Genomic DNA, 15,496 nt, shown 5'->3' on the forward strand with positions numbered 1-15,496 from the left:
TGCGATCAAATAGATTTTAGCGTTTTACGTGGCAAAGCCCCGAAAATAAGCAGAGTAATCATTTGACATAAAAAAGAGAGCTCCTGATAGTGACATCAGGAGCTCTTCTATAACATAAAGGAGTTATTTCTTTAAATAGGTATCAAGCCAGTCGAAGAACACGCGGTTCCACAAAATACTGTTTTGAGGCTTGGTGATCCAGTGACCTTCATCTGGAAAATACAGGAAACGGCTTGGAATATTTTGAAGCTGAGCCGCAGCAAAAGCTTCCATTCCTTGCCCAAGTGGCACTCGAAAATCTTTCTCATTATGAATTACCAACATCGGTGTATCCCAATTTTGAACAAATTTATGCGGTGAAAACTGCTCATACGATTTCGGCTGTGGGCTCTTCCAATAAGGGCCCCCCATATCGAAATTCGGGAACCAAGTTTCTTCGGTAGTACCGTACATTGATTCAAGATCAAAAACACCACAATGAGCGATAAACGCTTTGAAACGTTTTTCATGATGACCCGCCAACCAATAAACCGAATAACCGCCAAAACTAGCTCCTACAGCACCTAATCGATCTTTATTTACATAGCTTTCTTTAGCTACATCATCAATCGCACTTAAATAATCGCGCATACACTGACCACCCCAATCTCCTGAAATCTCTTCGTTCCATTGCTGGCCAAATGAAGGAAGCCCACGGCGGTTAGGCGCCACAACTATATAGCCGTTTGCTGCCATCAACTGGAAATTCCAACGATAGGAGAAAAACTGACTTACTGTACTTTGTGGACCGCCCTGGCAATATAATAAGGTTGGGTATTTTTTGGTAGGATCGAAATCAGGTGGCAAAATAACCCAAACAAGCATGTCTTTACCATCGGTGGTTTTTACCATTCGTTTTTCAACTTTACCCATTTTTAGGGTTGAAAGAACTCCCGTATTAACATTTGAAATTTGCTTAAGCTGTTTTTTCCCTACTTCAACAGTAAACACTTCGGTTGGAAGCGAAATATTCATCATTGCTGCTACCATAACCGGTTTTTTGTTTACATAAGTAAAGTCGAAATCAGTAATATCGGCAACAACATCAGTTAATGGAACAACCTGACTCATTGACCTTAACTTGGGATCGAACAGCATGATTTGTTCCGTAGCGCTAATTCCGGCAATAAAGTAAATGCGCTGGCTATCCATGTCCCACTCAGCTTTTGAAGAACTGTTATCAAAGTTTTTAGTAACCTCATTATGAGCTTTTGTTGCCACATCATAAACAAGAATGCGGTTTTTGTCAGCTTCATACCCATCACGTTCCATGCTTAACCAAAGCATTTTCTTACCATCTGGCGAAAAACGAGGGTTGGTATCGTAACCCTTATTGAACTCGCTAACATTTTCTGTAGTTCCACCGATTACATCGTAAACGTAAATATCAGAGTTGGTACTTAATGCTTCTGCAGTCCCATTCAACTTGCGACAGGTATAGGCTACCTTTTTATCATCGGCGCTAAACGCAAATTGTTCTTCACCTCCATTTGGTTGCAATGGAGCATCAAAGCGCTCATTCGGCATCAGGTCTTTTGCATTACTGATTTTACCATCCGAATAATTTGCGATGAAGATGTGGCTATAAGCATAGTCATGCCATGCGGTCCAATGGCGATAGAATAAACCATCAATGATTCTTGCGCCTTCTACTTTAGGCAGATCTGGATATAATTCAGCAGGATTTTTATCTAATTTAACATCTGAAAGATACCAGATATAGCCCATTTTAGGTGAATAACCAAACCCTGAAACACCACCATCGACATTACTAACCTGTGCTTTACCGGAACCGTCAGGGTTCATTTCCCAAATCTGGTCATCTTTAATATAACCGATTTTTTTACCATCAGGTCTCCATTTTGCGCTCACTTCATTTGCCGCTTCGTTCGCAATAGGTTTCGCATTGGCTCCAGTAATATCAACAATAAAAACATCTGAATTGCCTTTATTGGCTGCAATGTCCATGTTTCTGACATTGTAAATAACTGATTTACCATCCGGAGAAACACGTGGTTCTGAAACTCTGCCAAGTTTCATTAATAACTCGGGAGTTAATTGGTTCTGAGCCATTACTTGCGATGAAGCGAGCAAAGCCACAGCTATTAAAAATTTCTTCATAAGATTTTCAAAAAGATTATGCGAAGATAAGAATTAGGGGGTTATGAGGAATACTGAATAATTTCATTCGAATTGCTGGTTAAAAGCAATCAAATAGCGATTTTCAATCAAAAGAAAGAATAGTTTTAACAACGCCATTTGGTCGACCAAAGCGAAGTCGAAGAAGCAGTAGCCTTTTTTTAATGAGGTTTCGACTCCGCTCAACCTGACTCAAAATGGGCAAAGTTCACTTTTGAACCAGCCGCAAGTATTTGTCTTTAAATTTATTCGTCTCTATGAACAGTTTCCATTGAAAAAGCCGGCAAGCAAATAGCAACATATTCGGCTCCTTCAGGTCCGGGACTGCTGTATTGTACCCATTCTCCTTTGTGGACAATAATTGCCTCTCCGGCATTAACATCTAGAACACCATCTTTGGTTGTAACCCGTACCGTTCCTTTCAAAACAAGGGTATATTCATCAAATTCAGGTGTTTGCCCGGGCTCAACCCATCCTGATGGGCTTTCCATTTTGGCAACACTTACCGCAGCAGTTTTAGAATTGACTCTTCCTATATATTCTTTGATAATTTTAGGTTTGTTACCTGCGGCTTCAATTACCGATGGATTTTTTATTAACGTAGGCATATAGTTGTTGATTAGGGATTAGGTATTAGCGCTCATAGCTATAGGTTATTAGCTGTTAATTTAAGACTTTATTACTATTCTTCATTAACTTTTTAACTGTTCCCTGCTTACTATTTACATCTTTAACTTAATAATCTAAAAGCCAACCGCTAATAGCCATCAGCTCCTTATCTATTATACAAATCCCTAATCACTACAGATGCAACGGTACAACCAAATACAGCCGGCATATATGAGATCGTTCCGATAATAGAACTTTTGTTAGTACCCTGCATAGGTACAACGCGAGAATGGTCGATATCTTCAGGAGACCAAACAACTGTTACTTTTTCTTTAACTCCCATTTGACGTAAACGTTTACGTACGTGTTTAGAAAGTGTACAGTTAAAGGTTTCAAATAAATCTACTACACGAACTCGAGTTGGATCAACCTTACCTCCTGCACCCATGGAGCTTACCAAGGGAATATTTCGGTCTTTACAGCCTTTAATAAAAAACAACTTGGGAGCCAGCGTATCAATGCAATCAACCGCATAATCAAATTGACCACTATCAAGCACTTCGAACATGCGCTCATCCCGTAAATATTCACAAAGAACGGTTAATTCAATTTCAGGGTTAATATCCTTTATACGGTCAGCTAAAACTTCAGCCTTTAATTTCCCTTCAGTACTTTTTGTAGCTGGAATCTGACGATTTCGGTTACTGGGATCTACTGTATCAGCATCAACAATGGTCATTTTGCCAACACCCGAACGGGCGATCATTTCGGCGCAAATGCCACCTACTCCGCCTAAGCCCACCACTAATACGTGTGCGTTAACAAGTTTTTCAATTTTTTCTTCGCCTAACAAAAGGTTAGTGCGGCTCATCCAGTAAGGTACTTCCATTTTTTAATTGATTTCGATGATTACCTTACGATAACACCGATTTTACTTTAATGTTGATGTTCTAAAAACGGCCGCAAAATTATGAAAAACATTCTCTTTTAAGTCTATAACTTTCATATTCTTTAGTTCAGCAGCTTTTTCGTAAACCTGCTGAATTGAAATGGGAGCTGTGTCTGTTTCCAGAAATAAACGATTAATGGGTATATTTTTAAAAATGTCGATCATTTTGGTAGCTGTGAATAATAATTTCCCGAAGGAAAAATAGGTGTTATGCTTCATCAGTTGAAGTAACTCTTGCTCGTTGCCCGCAAAATGATGGAAAATAAAAGGCACGGAGCTTTCTTTTAAATAAGGAACAAATTCAGTATAGGTCCGCACCGCGTGAATGATAACAGGTTTATTAAACCGATTGGCAAAGACAAGCTGTGATTCGAAATATTTTTGCTGAATTTCAATTGGTGTTTGAATGGCTCTATCAAGCCCGATCTCACCTACTGCTAATACGTTTGGTAGTTTCAGACTTTCGTTTAATCTGAAATAAAAAGCATCCCAATTTACCTTTTCGACATGCCATGGATGAACACCCACTGAAACGGCGTAGTTCATCGTTTGAATGCTTTCCGGAGAAAGGCAATGAAACGCATTACGCAAAACCCATTCTCCAGATTTCGGTTTAAAATGAGTATGAATATTAATAAAATCTGATTCCAGTGGTCTTTCAGGCATATTTCAAATGTAAATCATAAATTTTCTTTTTTGAATACTTAACTCAATTAAGCATCTTTCATCTCAAATAAATTGAAATGAGTAATTTAAAATCGCTGCTTTTAAGTTGTTTTCTGCTTTTAACGTTTGCTGCACAAGGGTTTTCGCAACAGGCCAAATCATTACTATGGAAAATATCAGGAAATGGAATTACTGAACCCTCTTACCTCTATGGCACCATTCATATAATTTGTGAAAAAGATTTTTTACTGAGCAATCCTGTAGAGGAATCGTTCAAAAAGACATCTCAAATATATTTAGAGATTGATATGGACGATCCTAATATGATGGCTGACATGCAGCGCTACATGAATATGCCTAATGATCAAAACTTGCAGTCAGTTTTAAAGCCCGAAGACTATCGAACGGTTGGAAGCTTTTTTAAAGACTCGCTTGGAGTAAACATCGACTTATTTAAGAATACAAAGCCCTTGCTCCTATACTCATTTGTACTAATTAAAATGATGGACGGGTGTTCAACCAAATCATATGAACAAACATTTGTTGAAATGGCTAAAGCTCAGAAAAAAGAAGTTAAAGGACTTGAAACCATTCCCCAACAAATGAGCTTTATCGACCAAATACCTTTAGATAAGCAGGCAGAGGATCTGGTTAAATCGATCAATAGCTATGCGAAGTATAAGGAGTACTTTAATAAGATGATTGCTGCCTATAAAAACCAAGATATTGAAGGTTTGCAAAAACTATCAGACGACCCTGAATTTGGAACATCAGAAAACGAGAATGAAGCTTTAATTTATAGCAGAAACAAAAACTGGATTGAGCTAATTAAAAATATTGCCGCTAAACAGTCTACTTTCTTTGCTGTTGGAGCCGGACATTTGGCCGGTGAATCAGGTGTTATAAACTTATTGCGTAAGCAAGGTTATACGGTTGAAGCGGTGAATTGAATTGTCGGGTGTAAATTGTTAAACTGTTTTATTGTCATACTGAGAACGTTATCATTAAAACAATTTATCCATTTTACAATTCAACAATAGATCAACTTAAATATTCTGAGCAATTACATAACCAGAGGCCCAGGCCCACTGAAAGTTATAGCCGCCTAACCAACCAGTAACATCAACACATTCGCCCCCGAAATATAAGCCCGCGACTTTTTTGCATTCAAGCGTTTTAGATGAAAGTTCATTTGTATCAATGCCTCCACGCATTACTTCGGCCTTATCATAGCCTTTATCACCAGCTGGCTTGACCGTAAATCGATGAATCAGATCTTCAATATTTTGCAGTTCAGCTTTTGATAACGAGGCCAGGTTTTTATCTATTGGGAGATACTTTTGTAATGCATCCACAAATTTTCGAGAGTAAAACTTCTCCAGAAATGAAGCCAATAATTTCTTGCCCGTTGACTGACGCTCCTGCTCAATTAATTCTATAATTTGATTTCCTGGTAATAAGTCAATTTCTATTTTTTCACCGGGTCGCCAATATGACGAGATCTGCAAAATTGCAGGTCCGCTTAGTCCCCAATGTGTAAAAAGGATATTTTCTTCAAAACTTATTTTATCATTAGAAACCCGGCTAAATATACTGGTACCCGATAGCTGTTCATACCACTCGTGATCTTTACCAGTTACGGTTAGTGGTACCAATGCCGGTGCCGTTTGAGTAAGTTTTAGGTTAAACTGACGCGCCAAACGCAATGCAAAGTCGGTAGCCCCCATTTTGGGAATTGGCAAGCCACCAGTGGCAACTACCACTTTAGGTGCCAATAAAGTATGTATCTTGTCATTGGACAGATCTTTCACCTTCAGTTCAAACCCGCTTCCATTTGATCTAACCTGTTGCACTTCTACATTACAAATAATTTGCTGATCTAAATCGAGGCATAAATCAGTGAAAACCTTTACTATGTCTTTGGCATTATTGGTTGTAGGGAATAATTGACCAAGCGTTTTCTCCTGACCGTAAATACCAAACATTTCAAAAAAAGAGATCGTATCCTGAACGGTCCACTGGGCAAATGCCGACTTACTAAAATGTTCGTTTTCTGATATGAAGTTTTGATGCGAAGCAAAGAGATTCGTGTAGTTACACCGCCCCCCTCCGGAAATTAAAATCTTGGCACCTGGTTTAGCATTTCTTTCTAAAAGCAGTACTTTTTTCCCTAAATAACCTGCCTGGACAGCACACATTAAACCACAAGCACCAGCTCCTAAAATAATTGCATCCAGATTATTATTCTCCTTTGCCCAAGACGACAACATATAAATATCCTAAAATCAGATTGTTAACTAATACTATTTAAAGGCGAACAATAGTAATCTACTTAAACCCTCAATTAAACTGGTTTTATTAAAACTCAAGCTGTTTTTCTCGTGTTTATAACTTAACTTTGTTATATGCCTCAAAGCACGCAAATATCAGCATTCGGATCGATATTACTGTTCCTTGTTTTAGGAACCGGATTTGTATTAGTTACACTCTTCATGTCGAAGTTAATTAGTCCGAATAAACCTAATCCTGAGAAGTTAACTACCTATGAATGTGGTGAAGAGCCTACCGGAAGTTCATGGATTCAATTTAACATGCGATTTTATGTAATTGCGTTAGTGTTCTTGTTATTTGATGTTGAATTGGTATTCCTGTTCCCCTGGTCAACAGTATTTGGCAATAAAGAACTTATTGCTGCGGCACCGGCTTGGGGTTGGTTGAGTTTCTTCGAAATGACCATCTTTATCGCAATCTTACTGGTTGGTCTTTTATATGTTTGGAAAAAGGGCGACTTGGAGTGGATAAAGCCACAACCTGTAATTCCAGCAGTAGATGTTAAAGTCCCAACAAGTTTATATCAACAAATTAACAATACGGTTTATACCATCAAACCATTTCAGATTATCTCTCCAGAAATAGCTGTTCCGGAACAATCAACTGAAAAAATATCAGAACGCAAATTGTTCTTCATGAAAGCAAAGGCTGAAAAAGAAGCCAACGCAGAAACATTGGTTGAGAACACGAGCGAAAAAGCAGAACATCAGGAAAAGCCAAAATTCAAACCAAGATCAGCAGCTCCTACAGATAAAACTGAAAATACAGTTACTGATAATGGTGATGCGAATCAAAACGTAGAGAAAAAAGCATATACCCCTAAGTTTAAGCCTCAACTTGCGAAGAGTGAAAAGGAAAAGGAAGAAGACTCCAAAGCTACTACCGAGGTAAATAATCCAGAACCTAAGCAAGCTTATATTCCTAAGTTTAAACCACGCGTAGTTGAAAAAAGTGAGAATTCTACAGTTTCAACTGAAGATACTCAACCAATAGAAGAGACACCAAAACCTGCCTACAAACCCAAGTTTAAACCTCAGTTAGTCAAAAAACAGGAGTCAAATGAAGGAGAACAAACTGAAGACATAAGTGCAAAATCGGAAAACGTAGAAGTTAAAGAAGATAAGCCTGCAGCTCCTTATAAGCCTAAGTTTAAGCCTCAATTGGTTAAAAAGCAAAACGAGCCAAATGAAGGAGAACAGGCAGAAGATGTAAGTGCGAAATCGGAAAACCTAGAAGTTAAAGAAGTTAAACCTGCAGCACCTTACAAGCCTAAGTTTAAACCTCAACTGACTAAAAAACAGTCGGATGATTCTACGGATACAGTTAATGGCGACAAGTACAAAGAGGAGAATGGGGCTGAAAAAAAAGAAGAAGAGTTGGTTGAACAATTAACAACACCTTCCGAGGAAGTTAAACCGACGGGTGCTTATAAACCACGTTTTAGTGCAGCTGCAATAAAGAAAAATAAAGAAGATAATAACTAAACATTTATACCAGATGGAGCAATTGATAAGCAAGGTTGAAAGTAATGGAGTTGTGGTTACCAAGTTGGATGATTTGTTAAACTGGGCTCGTTTGTCTTCTTTATGGCCGGTAAGTTTTGGTTTAGCTTGCTGCGCAATTGAAATGATGGGATCAATGGCTGCCAATTACGACCTTGACCGTTTAGGTGTATTCCCTCGTCCTTCACCTCGTCAGGCTGATGTGATGATCGTAGCGGGTACAGTTACTTTTAAAATGGCCGAGCGTATCAAGCGCCTGTTCGAGCAAATGCCAGAGCCTCGTTATGTTATTTCAATGGGCTCATGTTCAAATTGTGGCGGCCCTTACTGGGAACATGGATACCATGTTGTTAAGGGTGTTGATAGGATAATTCCGGTTGATGTATATGTTCAAGGCTGTCCTCCTCGCCCAGAGGCATTAATCGGTGGTATAATCGAACTTCAAAAGAAAATCAGAACCGAAAGTGTTCTTTCAATGTAAATATTAAAAGCAAAATAGTCATTCCAGACCTGTTTACGCGTTAAAATAGTAGCAGGTCTTTTTTATTAATGCCTCTTCTTCCTCTTGCTTGTCGTCTCTCTTCATTTTTACTTCTGTGTTAAAAAACTTATCTTATGATAACATAATTACAGATGAATCGCTCTCAGTATTCTGTTCTCATACTCTTATTTCTATTTCTAGCGTTGAAAGTTTCTGCACAGGAAGCGGATTCGGCTTATAGAACAAAGAATCAATTCGTTCCCTATCCGGTTGTTGGAAACGCTCCGGAAACTGGCTTTCAATTTGGGTTCGGTGCTATCTATACCTTTTTTATTAATCACGATCCCAGAGAAACGAGAAATTCGTTCATCTACAGTTTTAATATGTGGACTGCTAAACAACAGCAACAATATGCAGTTCAGGCAAGTGTTTGGCTACCAAAAAATATTTGGAACTTTACGGCAAACGGAATTTACACCGATTATCCCCTATTTTTTTACGGTGTAGGTAGCGATACAAAGCAAAGTGACGAAGACCTGATAACTTCTAAACGATTTAAAATACTTACTGTAGCCAAGCATAAAATCATTAAAGATTTATATGCAGGAGTGGGATTATGGGTTCAAAACGACAATTTTTCAGCAGCCGACTCAACGGGAATATTTAACACCGGCGATTATTATGGAAAACAAGGAGGCAATAGTATGTTGATTGGTTTTGGCGGAGCTTTTGACAACAGGGATTATGAAAACTCCACCACAACCGGTTCCTATTTTTCATTATTAGAATGGATAAGTCTTGGAATCAACAATTATAAATTCCATGTTTTTAACCTGGATGCGAGACATTTTTTCAGATTCGATGCTACTAAATGCGCAGGTATTCAGTTTGTTTATCAAACCGCCCAGGGCAGTGCTACTCCGTTCTATTATTTACCATTTATTGGCGGTGATCAAATTTTAAGAGGGTATTATGTCGGAAGGTACCGCGATCAGCATATGCTGGCAACACAAGCAGAATTCAGGTACCGTCCATGGGGGAAGCAAAAAGACCATGGTTGGTTTTCGCTTTCACGATTAAGTTTAGCGGGTTTTGCTGGTACTGGAATGGTTTTTTCTAACGGAGAGTTTAACTTTAGTAATCTTAAACCAAACTATGGTGGTGGCTTCAGATATATGTTTGAACCAACCGCCCGAATGATTTTGCGTTTTGATTATGGTGTAGGAAGTAAAAACCCTGGAGAAAAGCGTTCAACGGGGTTCTATATTTCCTTGAATGAGGCGTTTTGAGCCGACTACGGGTTTCGAACCTGCGACCTTCTCATTACGAATGAGACGCTCTACCAGCTGAGCTAAGTCGGCCTATTTAAACCAAATTTTTAACTATTCTCCATATGTTTTAACAATCACTTCCGACTTACCTATTTGCCTGGCCAAGGCATAGTAGATATGATTATAATCTGGTTCCTTTAGTGTTTTATATTCTTCACCTCCGGATAAAACGTTCAGCATTCCGGGCACGGTTTCCGTATCACCGCAAATCAATACAGTTTCACCTTTATAATTATTTACAATAGTTTCAATAACCCCTGCATATACATTTCTCTGATAAAGTATCGGGCTTAATCCCTTACTTTCGCATAGCGGTTGAACGGTACTTAAATTACGAGGAAAAGCAATAGAATAAACCGCGTCAATATGCACATTATCCAGCAAAGTGGCCAGATCATTTGCTCTTCTTTTTCCATCCGAAGACAATGGGCTATCAGGATCAAGGTTTAACTTTTCGGCATGCCGAACAAGTATAATCGTTGTCAAATCTGGGGAAGGATCTGACGTACTTGAATTCTGACAAGTAGAGATCAATGCACATAAAAATAGTAATCCAGTAATTTTAGAGAGCGAGCGTACCATGAATTTAGGTTTCTTCTAATTTAAAAACTTATCAATTCATTAACAATTAAACACTGAATAAATGAGGGTCGAAATAGCCGAAACATTATTATTTTTGCCATATGCCAATAAAAGAGAAGCATTCGCAGCTAATAAAGCAGGAAGCTAAACGTTTGGGATTTTTACAATGTGGAATAGCTAAGGCTGCTTTTCTGGAAAATGAAGCACCACGACTAGAGAATTGGCTGAATCAAAGTAAGCACGGTGAAATGAAGTACATGGAGAATTATTTCGACATGCGACTTGATCCCAGAAAATTGGTAGATGGTGCAAAATCGGTAATATCTCTAGCCTTAAATTATTATACCGATCAAGTTCAAAATGATCCCTCAGCCCCAAAACTATCCAAGTATGCTTATGGCACTGATTACCATTTTGTAATCAAGGATAAACTGCGTGAACTGCTGCATTTCATTCAGGAAAATATAGGCGAAGTAAACGGTAGAGCTTTTGTTGACTCGGCCCCTATTATGGATAAAGCCTGGGCTCAAAAAGCAGGATTAGGCTGGATGGGAAAGCATAGTAACATACTTAGCAAGAAAAAAGGTTCTTTCTTCTTTCTTGCCGAACTGGTGCTTGATTGCGAATTAGACTATGACAAACCCGTAGCCGACCATTGCGGTGAATGCACAAGGTGTATTGACGCATGTCCAACTCAAGCCATAACCGAAGCGTACATTGTGGACGGAAGCAAATGCATCTCATACCTTACTATTGAACTTAAGAATGAGATCCCAACAGAGTTTAAGAACAAAGTTGATAATTGGATGTTTGGATGCGATGTTTGTCAGGATGTATGCCCATGGAATAGGTTTTCTATAGTTCATAATGAACCATCATTTACTCCACATCCTGATTTAATGCAGCTAAAAAAAGAAGATTGGGTAGAATTAACGGAGGACATATTCCGAAAAGTATTTAAAAACTCGGCCGTTAAAAGAACCAAGTATTCAGGCCTGAAGCGTAATATCAAATTTCTCTCTTAAAACTATTCCATACTTTTATCATTTAATTGCCTGACTTTCATTAAATTTCTGATAATTGACCAGAAACATGAAGGATCCAAAATCAATATTTATAAATTCTGTTTGGAAAGAAAATAAGTTAGAAGCTCTTTATAATACTCCATTAATTGGGGTTGCATTTTCTTCAAAACAGGGTTATGTGTTAGAACTTAATCAGCAATATGCCGATATGCTTGGGTACACTCGTCGGGAATTAGTAGGTACTTTTTGGACCGACTTCTCTCCCCCCGAGTATAAGGAACTTACCCTTAACCTTTACCACCGGTTACTAAAAAAAGAGATCAGCTGTTTTACTTATGAAAAAGAGTATATAAGGAAAGATAAAAGCCGGATTTGGGTGGAAATATCGGTACAATCAAAAAAAAACGAGTTCGACAATATTGAATATTTTATTGTTTTGGCCAGGGATATTGACGATCGAAAAAAAACCTTGCTCAAGCTCGATGCTGAAATGAAGCAAAATGAAGCGTTAATTTCAAAATTGAAATTCCAAAATGAACAACTGAAAGAGTTTGCGAATTTAATTTCCCATAACTTAAGAGCACCAGTTGGTAGTATGATCGGCTTACTTGAGCTTTATGACTCGGGGATAGTTGATTATAAACAAAGCATTGGCGTTTTTTCAGAACAATATCGCAATTTAACGTATAGTCTTTTAGATACTATCAATACTATTGGAAGCGCATTAGATATTAAAGATCGATCAGAAGTAAAAAAAGAAAAAGTAAGTTTTAAAGAAATTTTAAATACTGTTATCATTAGCTTATTAGGAAAGGCAAAAGACCTTGACTTCGATTTAATCACGGATTTTGAGCTTGAAGAAATCACCTATTCGAAATCTTATTTAATAAGCATTATTCAAAATTTACTCTCTAATTCGTTAAAATACCGCTCTACGGAGCGAAAATTAAGGGTTGAAATAAAGACCTATTACACTAATGAACAGGAGATTATGGAGTTTTCTGATAATGGAACAGGAATCAATTTAGAACAAAATTCAAGAAATATATTTGGCCTGCATAAAACCTTTCACACCAACAAAGATTCTAAAGGAGTTGGCCTTTTTCTTACCCGAAAACATGTTGAGGCAATGGGTGGTAAAATTTTTGCAGAAAGTAAGCAGAATTACGGAATTAAATTTACGCTCATCTTCAATTACCATGAAAATCATTGAAAATCTATGCATTATAGACGATGATAGAATTTGTCAATTCATCATAAAAACATATGCTAAGGCCAAAGCCTTGGCAAAACATACCCATATATTTGCTGATGCATCTTCTGCACTGGAATACCTTAAATCAATGTCTGACAACACCCCACAACTTCCAGACCTGATCATGCTCGACATTAATATGCCGATAATGGACGGATGGAGCTTTTTGGATGAATATCAAAAACTCAGTCCTTGGATCAATAAAAAAATCCCTATTTTCTTGATTACCTCATCTATTCAGGAAGAAGATAAAATGAAAGCTAAACAGTATAATGATGTGGCAGGTTTTTATATTAAGCCGATAAATGAAGAATTAATAATGAATATTTTTCATCAGTTACCAAATTAGACACTTGCTTTTTCCCAGAAATAAAAAAATGTCAGCAAAAATTTGCTGACATTTTTTTATAAATATTACTATTATTTCTTTTTGAAGGCATTTCTCAGCCTTATTTCTGTCAGTTTTTTCTTAGTGTAAAGCGGAAAATCACCATTCATCATCCAATCGTAATACGTTGGCTCAAATCCAAAAACATCTTCTACCAATTTTCCTTTGTGTTTACCAAAATTAAACATTTCCCTGCCCTGATCATCATAAACCATCCTGCCTGCAAAGTCAACCACATCTCTTACATAGGTAAACTTATGCAAAGCATCAACATCATTTACTACAGGAACAGATTTTATACCTGATTTATCTTCGTATTCTACTCCATCGTATTTATCTAACTGGGCTAATAATACTTCATAAGTGGCTTTAATATCTGCTTCTGCTGAATGGTGGTTTTCGATCTCCTTTCCGCAGTAAAACTTATACGCTGCCTTAAGAGTACGTTGCTCCATTTGATGAAAAATATTCTGAACATCCACCAATTTGCGCCCTTCGATATCAAACTCCACTCCTGCCCTTAAAAACTCCTCCATTAATAATGGAACGTCGAATTTATTGGAGTTATAACCGCCTAAATCTGCATTCTCTAAAAACTGGGCTAAGCTCTTGGCTATTTGTTTAAATGTTGATTCGTCCTTAACGTCCTCGTCATAAATACCATGGATTAGGGACGACTCCAAAGGAATTGGCATTTCAGGATTTACCCGACGGGTTTTTATTTCAGTAGTTCCATTAGGCATCACTTTTAAAATGGCAATTTCTACAATCCGATCAGAAGCAACATTTACTCCGGTGGTTTCAAGATCGAAGAAAGCAATGGGACGTTTTAACTTTAAATTCATGGTATTTAAAAGGAATGTATAGGTAATTAACGAAAAAGGTCCCGGCATCACCGGGACCCAAAGATAAAATTTTTAACCTTCGCTTTTACTACGAAAATCTAAATCGATTTCCATTTAATACCACAACCAACTGCTTTAGTCATGGTTGTTTCAGGCTTTTTATTCATCAACAAGGCATTTACTGCATTCTCAACATATTTAATTTTATTTGCATCACCACCTTCTGTATCATTGTCAATTGCTCCAATATATTCAACAATATTTCCATTGAGGGTTTTCTCAAGCACAAAAACATGAGGTGTTTTTGTGGCTCCGTAAGCTTTCGTAATGGCTTGGGTATCGTCTACCAAATAAGGGAATGTATATTTCTTCTCGCTTGATCTTTTCTTCATATTATCAAATGAGTCTTCAGGGTAAGTAGTTGGGTCATTCGGATTAATTGCAATTACAGGATATCCTTTTGCTGAATAGACTTTGTCCAAATCCATTATTCTGCTTTCGTAAGCTTTGGCATAAGGGCAATGATTACAGGTAAAAACAACAATAAATCCCTTTGCCGATTTGTAATCAGCTAATGAAACTGTTTTACCATTTACATTTTTAAGTTTGAAATCGATGGCTTTATCGCCAACTTTATAACCCTGAGCAAATGCTGATACGCTAAATAATGCTAATAGCGCAATTAAAGCTAGTTTTTTCATTTTTTATTTTTTTGAAGATAAATAGGCTTGTTGTAACTCATCATAAGTAAAATCGCGTTCATAAAACTTACGGTAAGATTGATTATTATTGATTATCAATGTTCCAGGCAATGCACCTGACCAGCTTTCATCGATCTTATCAATTACACTACCCTGATCTTTTTCGTCCAATAAATAAACTTCTAATGGAATATTTCTTTTCTCAACAAACGGTTCGACTGACGTTTCCAGTTTTGATCGAAAATCCATGCTTACCAATAACACTTTAAGCTTGTCAGCTTTATATTGCTTTTGAAGTTCGATAAAATTGGGTAACTCCTTTACACATGGGGCACACCAAGTGGCCCAAAAATTAATCACATAAGTAGTATCGGTAATTGCATTGATTAGTTGGTGTAATTTTTCATACTTAACCGGCTTAACTTGTTGTGCATGACTAAGTACTGTATAAAAAATTAATCCGATTGCTAGAGCACCTCTTTTCATACCACCAATTTAACGCATCGATTTATTGAAAATGTTGAGGTAACATAAAATTTACTGCCGATATAAGTAATTAACCCCATAAACAACATTATTTGGATTTAAGCTATAATTTTACGGTGGTACTGTTTAAAAATTTATATTTTAGGCGGGATTTTTAAAACTGAATA

The 15,496-nt window shown here is 37.4% G+C and carries 16 protein-coding genes and 1 tRNA gene; 7 read left to right on the forward strand and 10 right to left on the reverse strand.

Going from position 1 to position 15,496, the window contains the following annotated elements; all coding sequences use genetic code 11:
• Positions 1–123: 123 nt before the first annotated feature.
• The 4 genes from dpp5 to NF867_RS17135 form a co-directional block, all read right to left on the reverse strand.
• Entirely contained in the window at positions 124–2,160 is a 2,037-nt protein-coding gene (gene dpp5, locus NF867_RS17120) for a dipeptidyl-peptidase Dpp5 (protein ID WP_252589617.1), read from the reverse strand.
• A gap of 263 nt (positions 2,161–2,423) precedes the next feature.
• Positions 2,424–2,786 carry a cupin domain-containing protein gene (locus tag NF867_RS17125; RefSeq protein WP_252589618.1) on the reverse strand — a complete coding sequence of 121 codons (363 nt, stop codon included), beginning with the start codon at positions 2,784–2,786 and terminating at the stop codon, positions 2,424–2,426.
• 167 nt (positions 2,787–2,953) lie between these two features.
• A complete protein-coding gene (locus tag NF867_RS17130) occupies positions 2,954–3,676 on the reverse strand; it encodes a tRNA threonylcarbamoyladenosine dehydratase (RefSeq protein WP_252589619.1) in 723 nt (240 codons plus the stop codon).
• Positions 3,677–3,718: 42 nt separating this feature from the next.
• A complete protein-coding gene (locus tag NF867_RS17135; RefSeq protein ID WP_252589620.1) occupies positions 3,719–4,402 on the reverse strand; it encodes a TatD family hydrolase in 684 nt (227 codons plus the stop codon).
• Between the two features lie 77 nt (positions 4,403–4,479).
• Between NF867_RS17135 and NF867_RS17140 the strand changes: the two genes are divergently transcribed.
• Entirely contained in the window at positions 4,480–5,352 is an 873-nt protein-coding gene (locus NF867_RS17140; protein WP_252589621.1) for a TraB/GumN family protein, read from the forward strand.
• A gap of 96 nt (positions 5,353–5,448) precedes the next feature.
• Here the strand turns inward: NF867_RS17140 and NF867_RS17145 are convergent, their stop codons facing one another.
• Positions 5,449–6,672 carry a BaiN/RdsA family NAD(P)/FAD-dependent oxidoreductase gene (locus tag NF867_RS17145; RefSeq protein WP_252589622.1) on the reverse strand — a complete coding sequence of 408 codons (1,224 nt, stop codon included), beginning with the start codon at positions 6,670–6,672 and terminating at the stop codon, positions 5,449–5,451.
• Between the two features lie 135 nt (positions 6,673–6,807).
• Between NF867_RS17145 and NF867_RS17150 the strand changes: the two genes are divergently transcribed.
• From NF867_RS17150 to NF867_RS17160, 3 genes are all read left to right on the forward strand, one after another.
• Positions 6,808–8,217, forward strand: coding sequence for an NADH-quinone oxidoreductase subunit A (locus NF867_RS17150; protein ID WP_252589623.1), 1,410 nt, complete (start codon positions 6,808–6,810; stop codon positions 8,215–8,217).
• Positions 8,218–8,230: 13 nt separating this feature from the next.
• Complete coding sequence (locus tag NF867_RS17155; RefSeq protein WP_252589624.1) at positions 8,231–8,716, forward strand: NADH-quinone oxidoreductase subunit B; 486 nt, start codon at positions 8,231–8,233, stop codon at positions 8,714–8,716.
• Positions 8,717–8,868: 152 nt separating this feature from the next.
• On the forward strand, positions 8,869–10,005 hold the full coding sequence (locus tag NF867_RS17160; RefSeq protein WP_252589625.1) for a BamA/TamA family outer membrane protein: 1,137 nt from the start codon (positions 8,869–8,871) through the stop codon (positions 10,003–10,005).
• Here NF867_RS17160 and NF867_RS17165 read toward each other — a convergent pair.
• Positions 10,005–10,077, reverse strand: a tRNA-Thr gene (locus NF867_RS17165). The two genes, NF867_RS17160 and NF867_RS17165, sit on opposite strands and share 1 nt — an antisense overlap.
• 21 nt (positions 10,078–10,098) lie before the next feature.
• Positions 10,099–10,629 carry a phosphoglycerate mutase family protein gene (locus tag NF867_RS17170; RefSeq protein ID WP_252589626.1) on the reverse strand — a complete coding sequence of 177 codons (531 nt, stop codon included), beginning with the start codon at positions 10,627–10,629 and terminating at the stop codon, positions 10,099–10,101.
• 101 nt (positions 10,630–10,730) lie between these two features.
• Here NF867_RS17170 and queG point away from each other — a divergent pair, with 101 nt between their 5' ends.
• The 3 genes from queG (at position 10,731) to NF867_RS17185 (ending at position 13,258) form a co-directional block, all read left to right on the forward strand.
• Positions 10,731–11,654 (forward strand): tRNA epoxyqueuosine(34) reductase QueG, encoded by a 924-nt coding sequence (gene queG / locus NF867_RS17175; RefSeq protein ID WP_252589627.1) that lies wholly within the window; start codon positions 10,731–10,733, stop codon positions 11,652–11,654.
• A 67-nt stretch (positions 11,655–11,721) separates the two neighbouring features.
• The gene (locus tag NF867_RS17180) at positions 11,722–12,867 is read left to right on the forward strand and encodes a sensor histidine kinase (RefSeq protein WP_252589628.1); all 1,146 of its coding nucleotides are present in this window, start codon (positions 11,722–11,724) and stop codon (positions 12,865–12,867) included.
• Positions 12,854–13,258: a response regulator gene (locus tag NF867_RS17185; protein ID WP_252589629.1), complete on the forward strand. Its 405-nt coding sequence runs from the start codon at positions 12,854–12,856 to the stop codon at positions 13,256–13,258. Before NF867_RS17180 ends, NF867_RS17185 begins: the two co-directional genes overlap by 14 nt.
• A gap of 71 nt (positions 13,259–13,329) precedes the next feature.
• Here the strand turns inward: NF867_RS17185 and NF867_RS17190 are convergent, their stop codons facing one another.
• The 3 genes from NF867_RS17190 to NF867_RS17200 form a co-directional block, all read right to left on the reverse strand.
• A complete protein-coding gene (locus tag NF867_RS17190; protein ID WP_341870056.1) occupies positions 13,330–14,142 on the reverse strand; it encodes an exonuclease domain-containing protein in 813 nt (270 codons plus the stop codon).
• A gap of 98 nt (positions 14,143–14,240) precedes the next feature.
• Positions 14,241–14,843 (reverse strand): thioredoxin family protein, encoded by a 603-nt coding sequence (locus NF867_RS17195; protein ID WP_252589630.1) that lies wholly within the window; start codon positions 14,841–14,843, stop codon positions 14,241–14,243.
• A 3-nt stretch (positions 14,844–14,846) separates the two neighbouring features.
• Positions 14,847–15,329, reverse strand: a complete 483-nt coding sequence (locus tag NF867_RS17200; protein WP_252589631.1) for a TlpA family protein disulfide reductase — start codon at positions 15,327–15,329, stop codon at positions 14,847–14,849.
• Positions 15,330–15,496 lie beyond the last annotated feature (167 nt).

Origin of the sequence: Solitalea agri (assembly GCF_023914155.1) — a bacterium.
Classification (GTDB): Bacteria; Bacteroidota; Bacteroidia; order Sphingobacteriales; family Sphingobacteriaceae; genus Solitalea; species Solitalea agri.

Excerpts from the sequence above, each read along its gene's own strand:
- NF867_RS17170 (WP_252589626.1), bottom strand. The coding sequence starts at position 10,629 with ATGGTACGCTCGCTCTCTAAAATTACTGGATTACTATTTTTATGTGCA.
- NF867_RS17150 (WP_252589623.1), top strand. The coding sequence starts at position 6,808 with ATGCCTCAAAGCACGCAAATATCAGCATTCGGATCGATATTACTGTTC.
- NF867_RS17135 (WP_252589620.1), bottom strand. The coding sequence starts at position 4,402 with ATGCCTGAAAGACCACTGGAATCAGATTTTATTAATATTCATACTCAT.
- NF867_RS17185 (WP_252589629.1), top strand. The coding sequence starts at position 12,854 with ATGAAAATCATTGAAAATCTATGCATTATAGACGATGATAGAATTTGT.
- NF867_RS17130 (WP_252589619.1), bottom strand. The coding sequence starts at position 3,676 with ATGGAAGTACCTTACTGGATGAGCCGCACTAACCTTTTGTTAGGCGAA.
- NF867_RS17180 (WP_252589628.1), top strand. The coding sequence starts at position 11,722 with ATGAAGGATCCAAAATCAATATTTATAAATTCTGTTTGGAAAGAAAAT.
- NF867_RS17160 (WP_252589625.1), top strand. The coding sequence starts at position 8,869 with ATGAATCGCTCTCAGTATTCTGTTCTCATACTCTTATTTCTATTTCTA.
- NF867_RS17190 (WP_341870056.1), bottom strand. The coding sequence starts at position 14,142 with ATGAATTTAAAGTTAAAACGTCCCATTGCTTTCTTCGATCTTGAAACC.
- NF867_RS17200 (WP_252589631.1), bottom strand. The coding sequence starts at position 15,329 with ATGAAAAGAGGTGCTCTAGCAATCGGATTAATTTTTTATACAGTACTT.
- NF867_RS17195 (WP_252589630.1), bottom strand. The coding sequence starts at position 14,843 with ATGAAAAAACTAGCTTTAATTGCGCTATTAGCATTATTTAGCGTATCA.
- NF867_RS17155 (WP_252589624.1), top strand. The coding sequence starts at position 8,231 with ATGGAGCAATTGATAAGCAAGGTTGAAAGTAATGGAGTTGTGGTTACC.
- NF867_RS17125 (WP_252589618.1), bottom strand. The coding sequence starts at position 2,786 with ATGCCTACGTTAATAAAAAATCCATCGGTAATTGAAGCCGCAGGTAAC.
- dpp5 (WP_252589617.1), bottom strand. The coding sequence starts at position 2,160 with ATGAAGAAATTTTTAATAGCTGTGGCTTTGCTCGCTTCATCGCAAGTA.
- queG (WP_252589627.1), top strand. The coding sequence starts at position 10,731 with ATGCCAATAAAAGAGAAGCATTCGCAGCTAATAAAGCAGGAAGCTAAA.
- NF867_RS17140 (WP_252589621.1), top strand. The coding sequence starts at position 4,480 with ATGAGTAATTTAAAATCGCTGCTTTTAAGTTGTTTTCTGCTTTTAACG.
- NF867_RS17145 (WP_252589622.1), bottom strand. The coding sequence starts at position 6,672 with ATGTTGTCGTCTTGGGCAAAGGAGAATAATAATCTGGATGCAATTATT.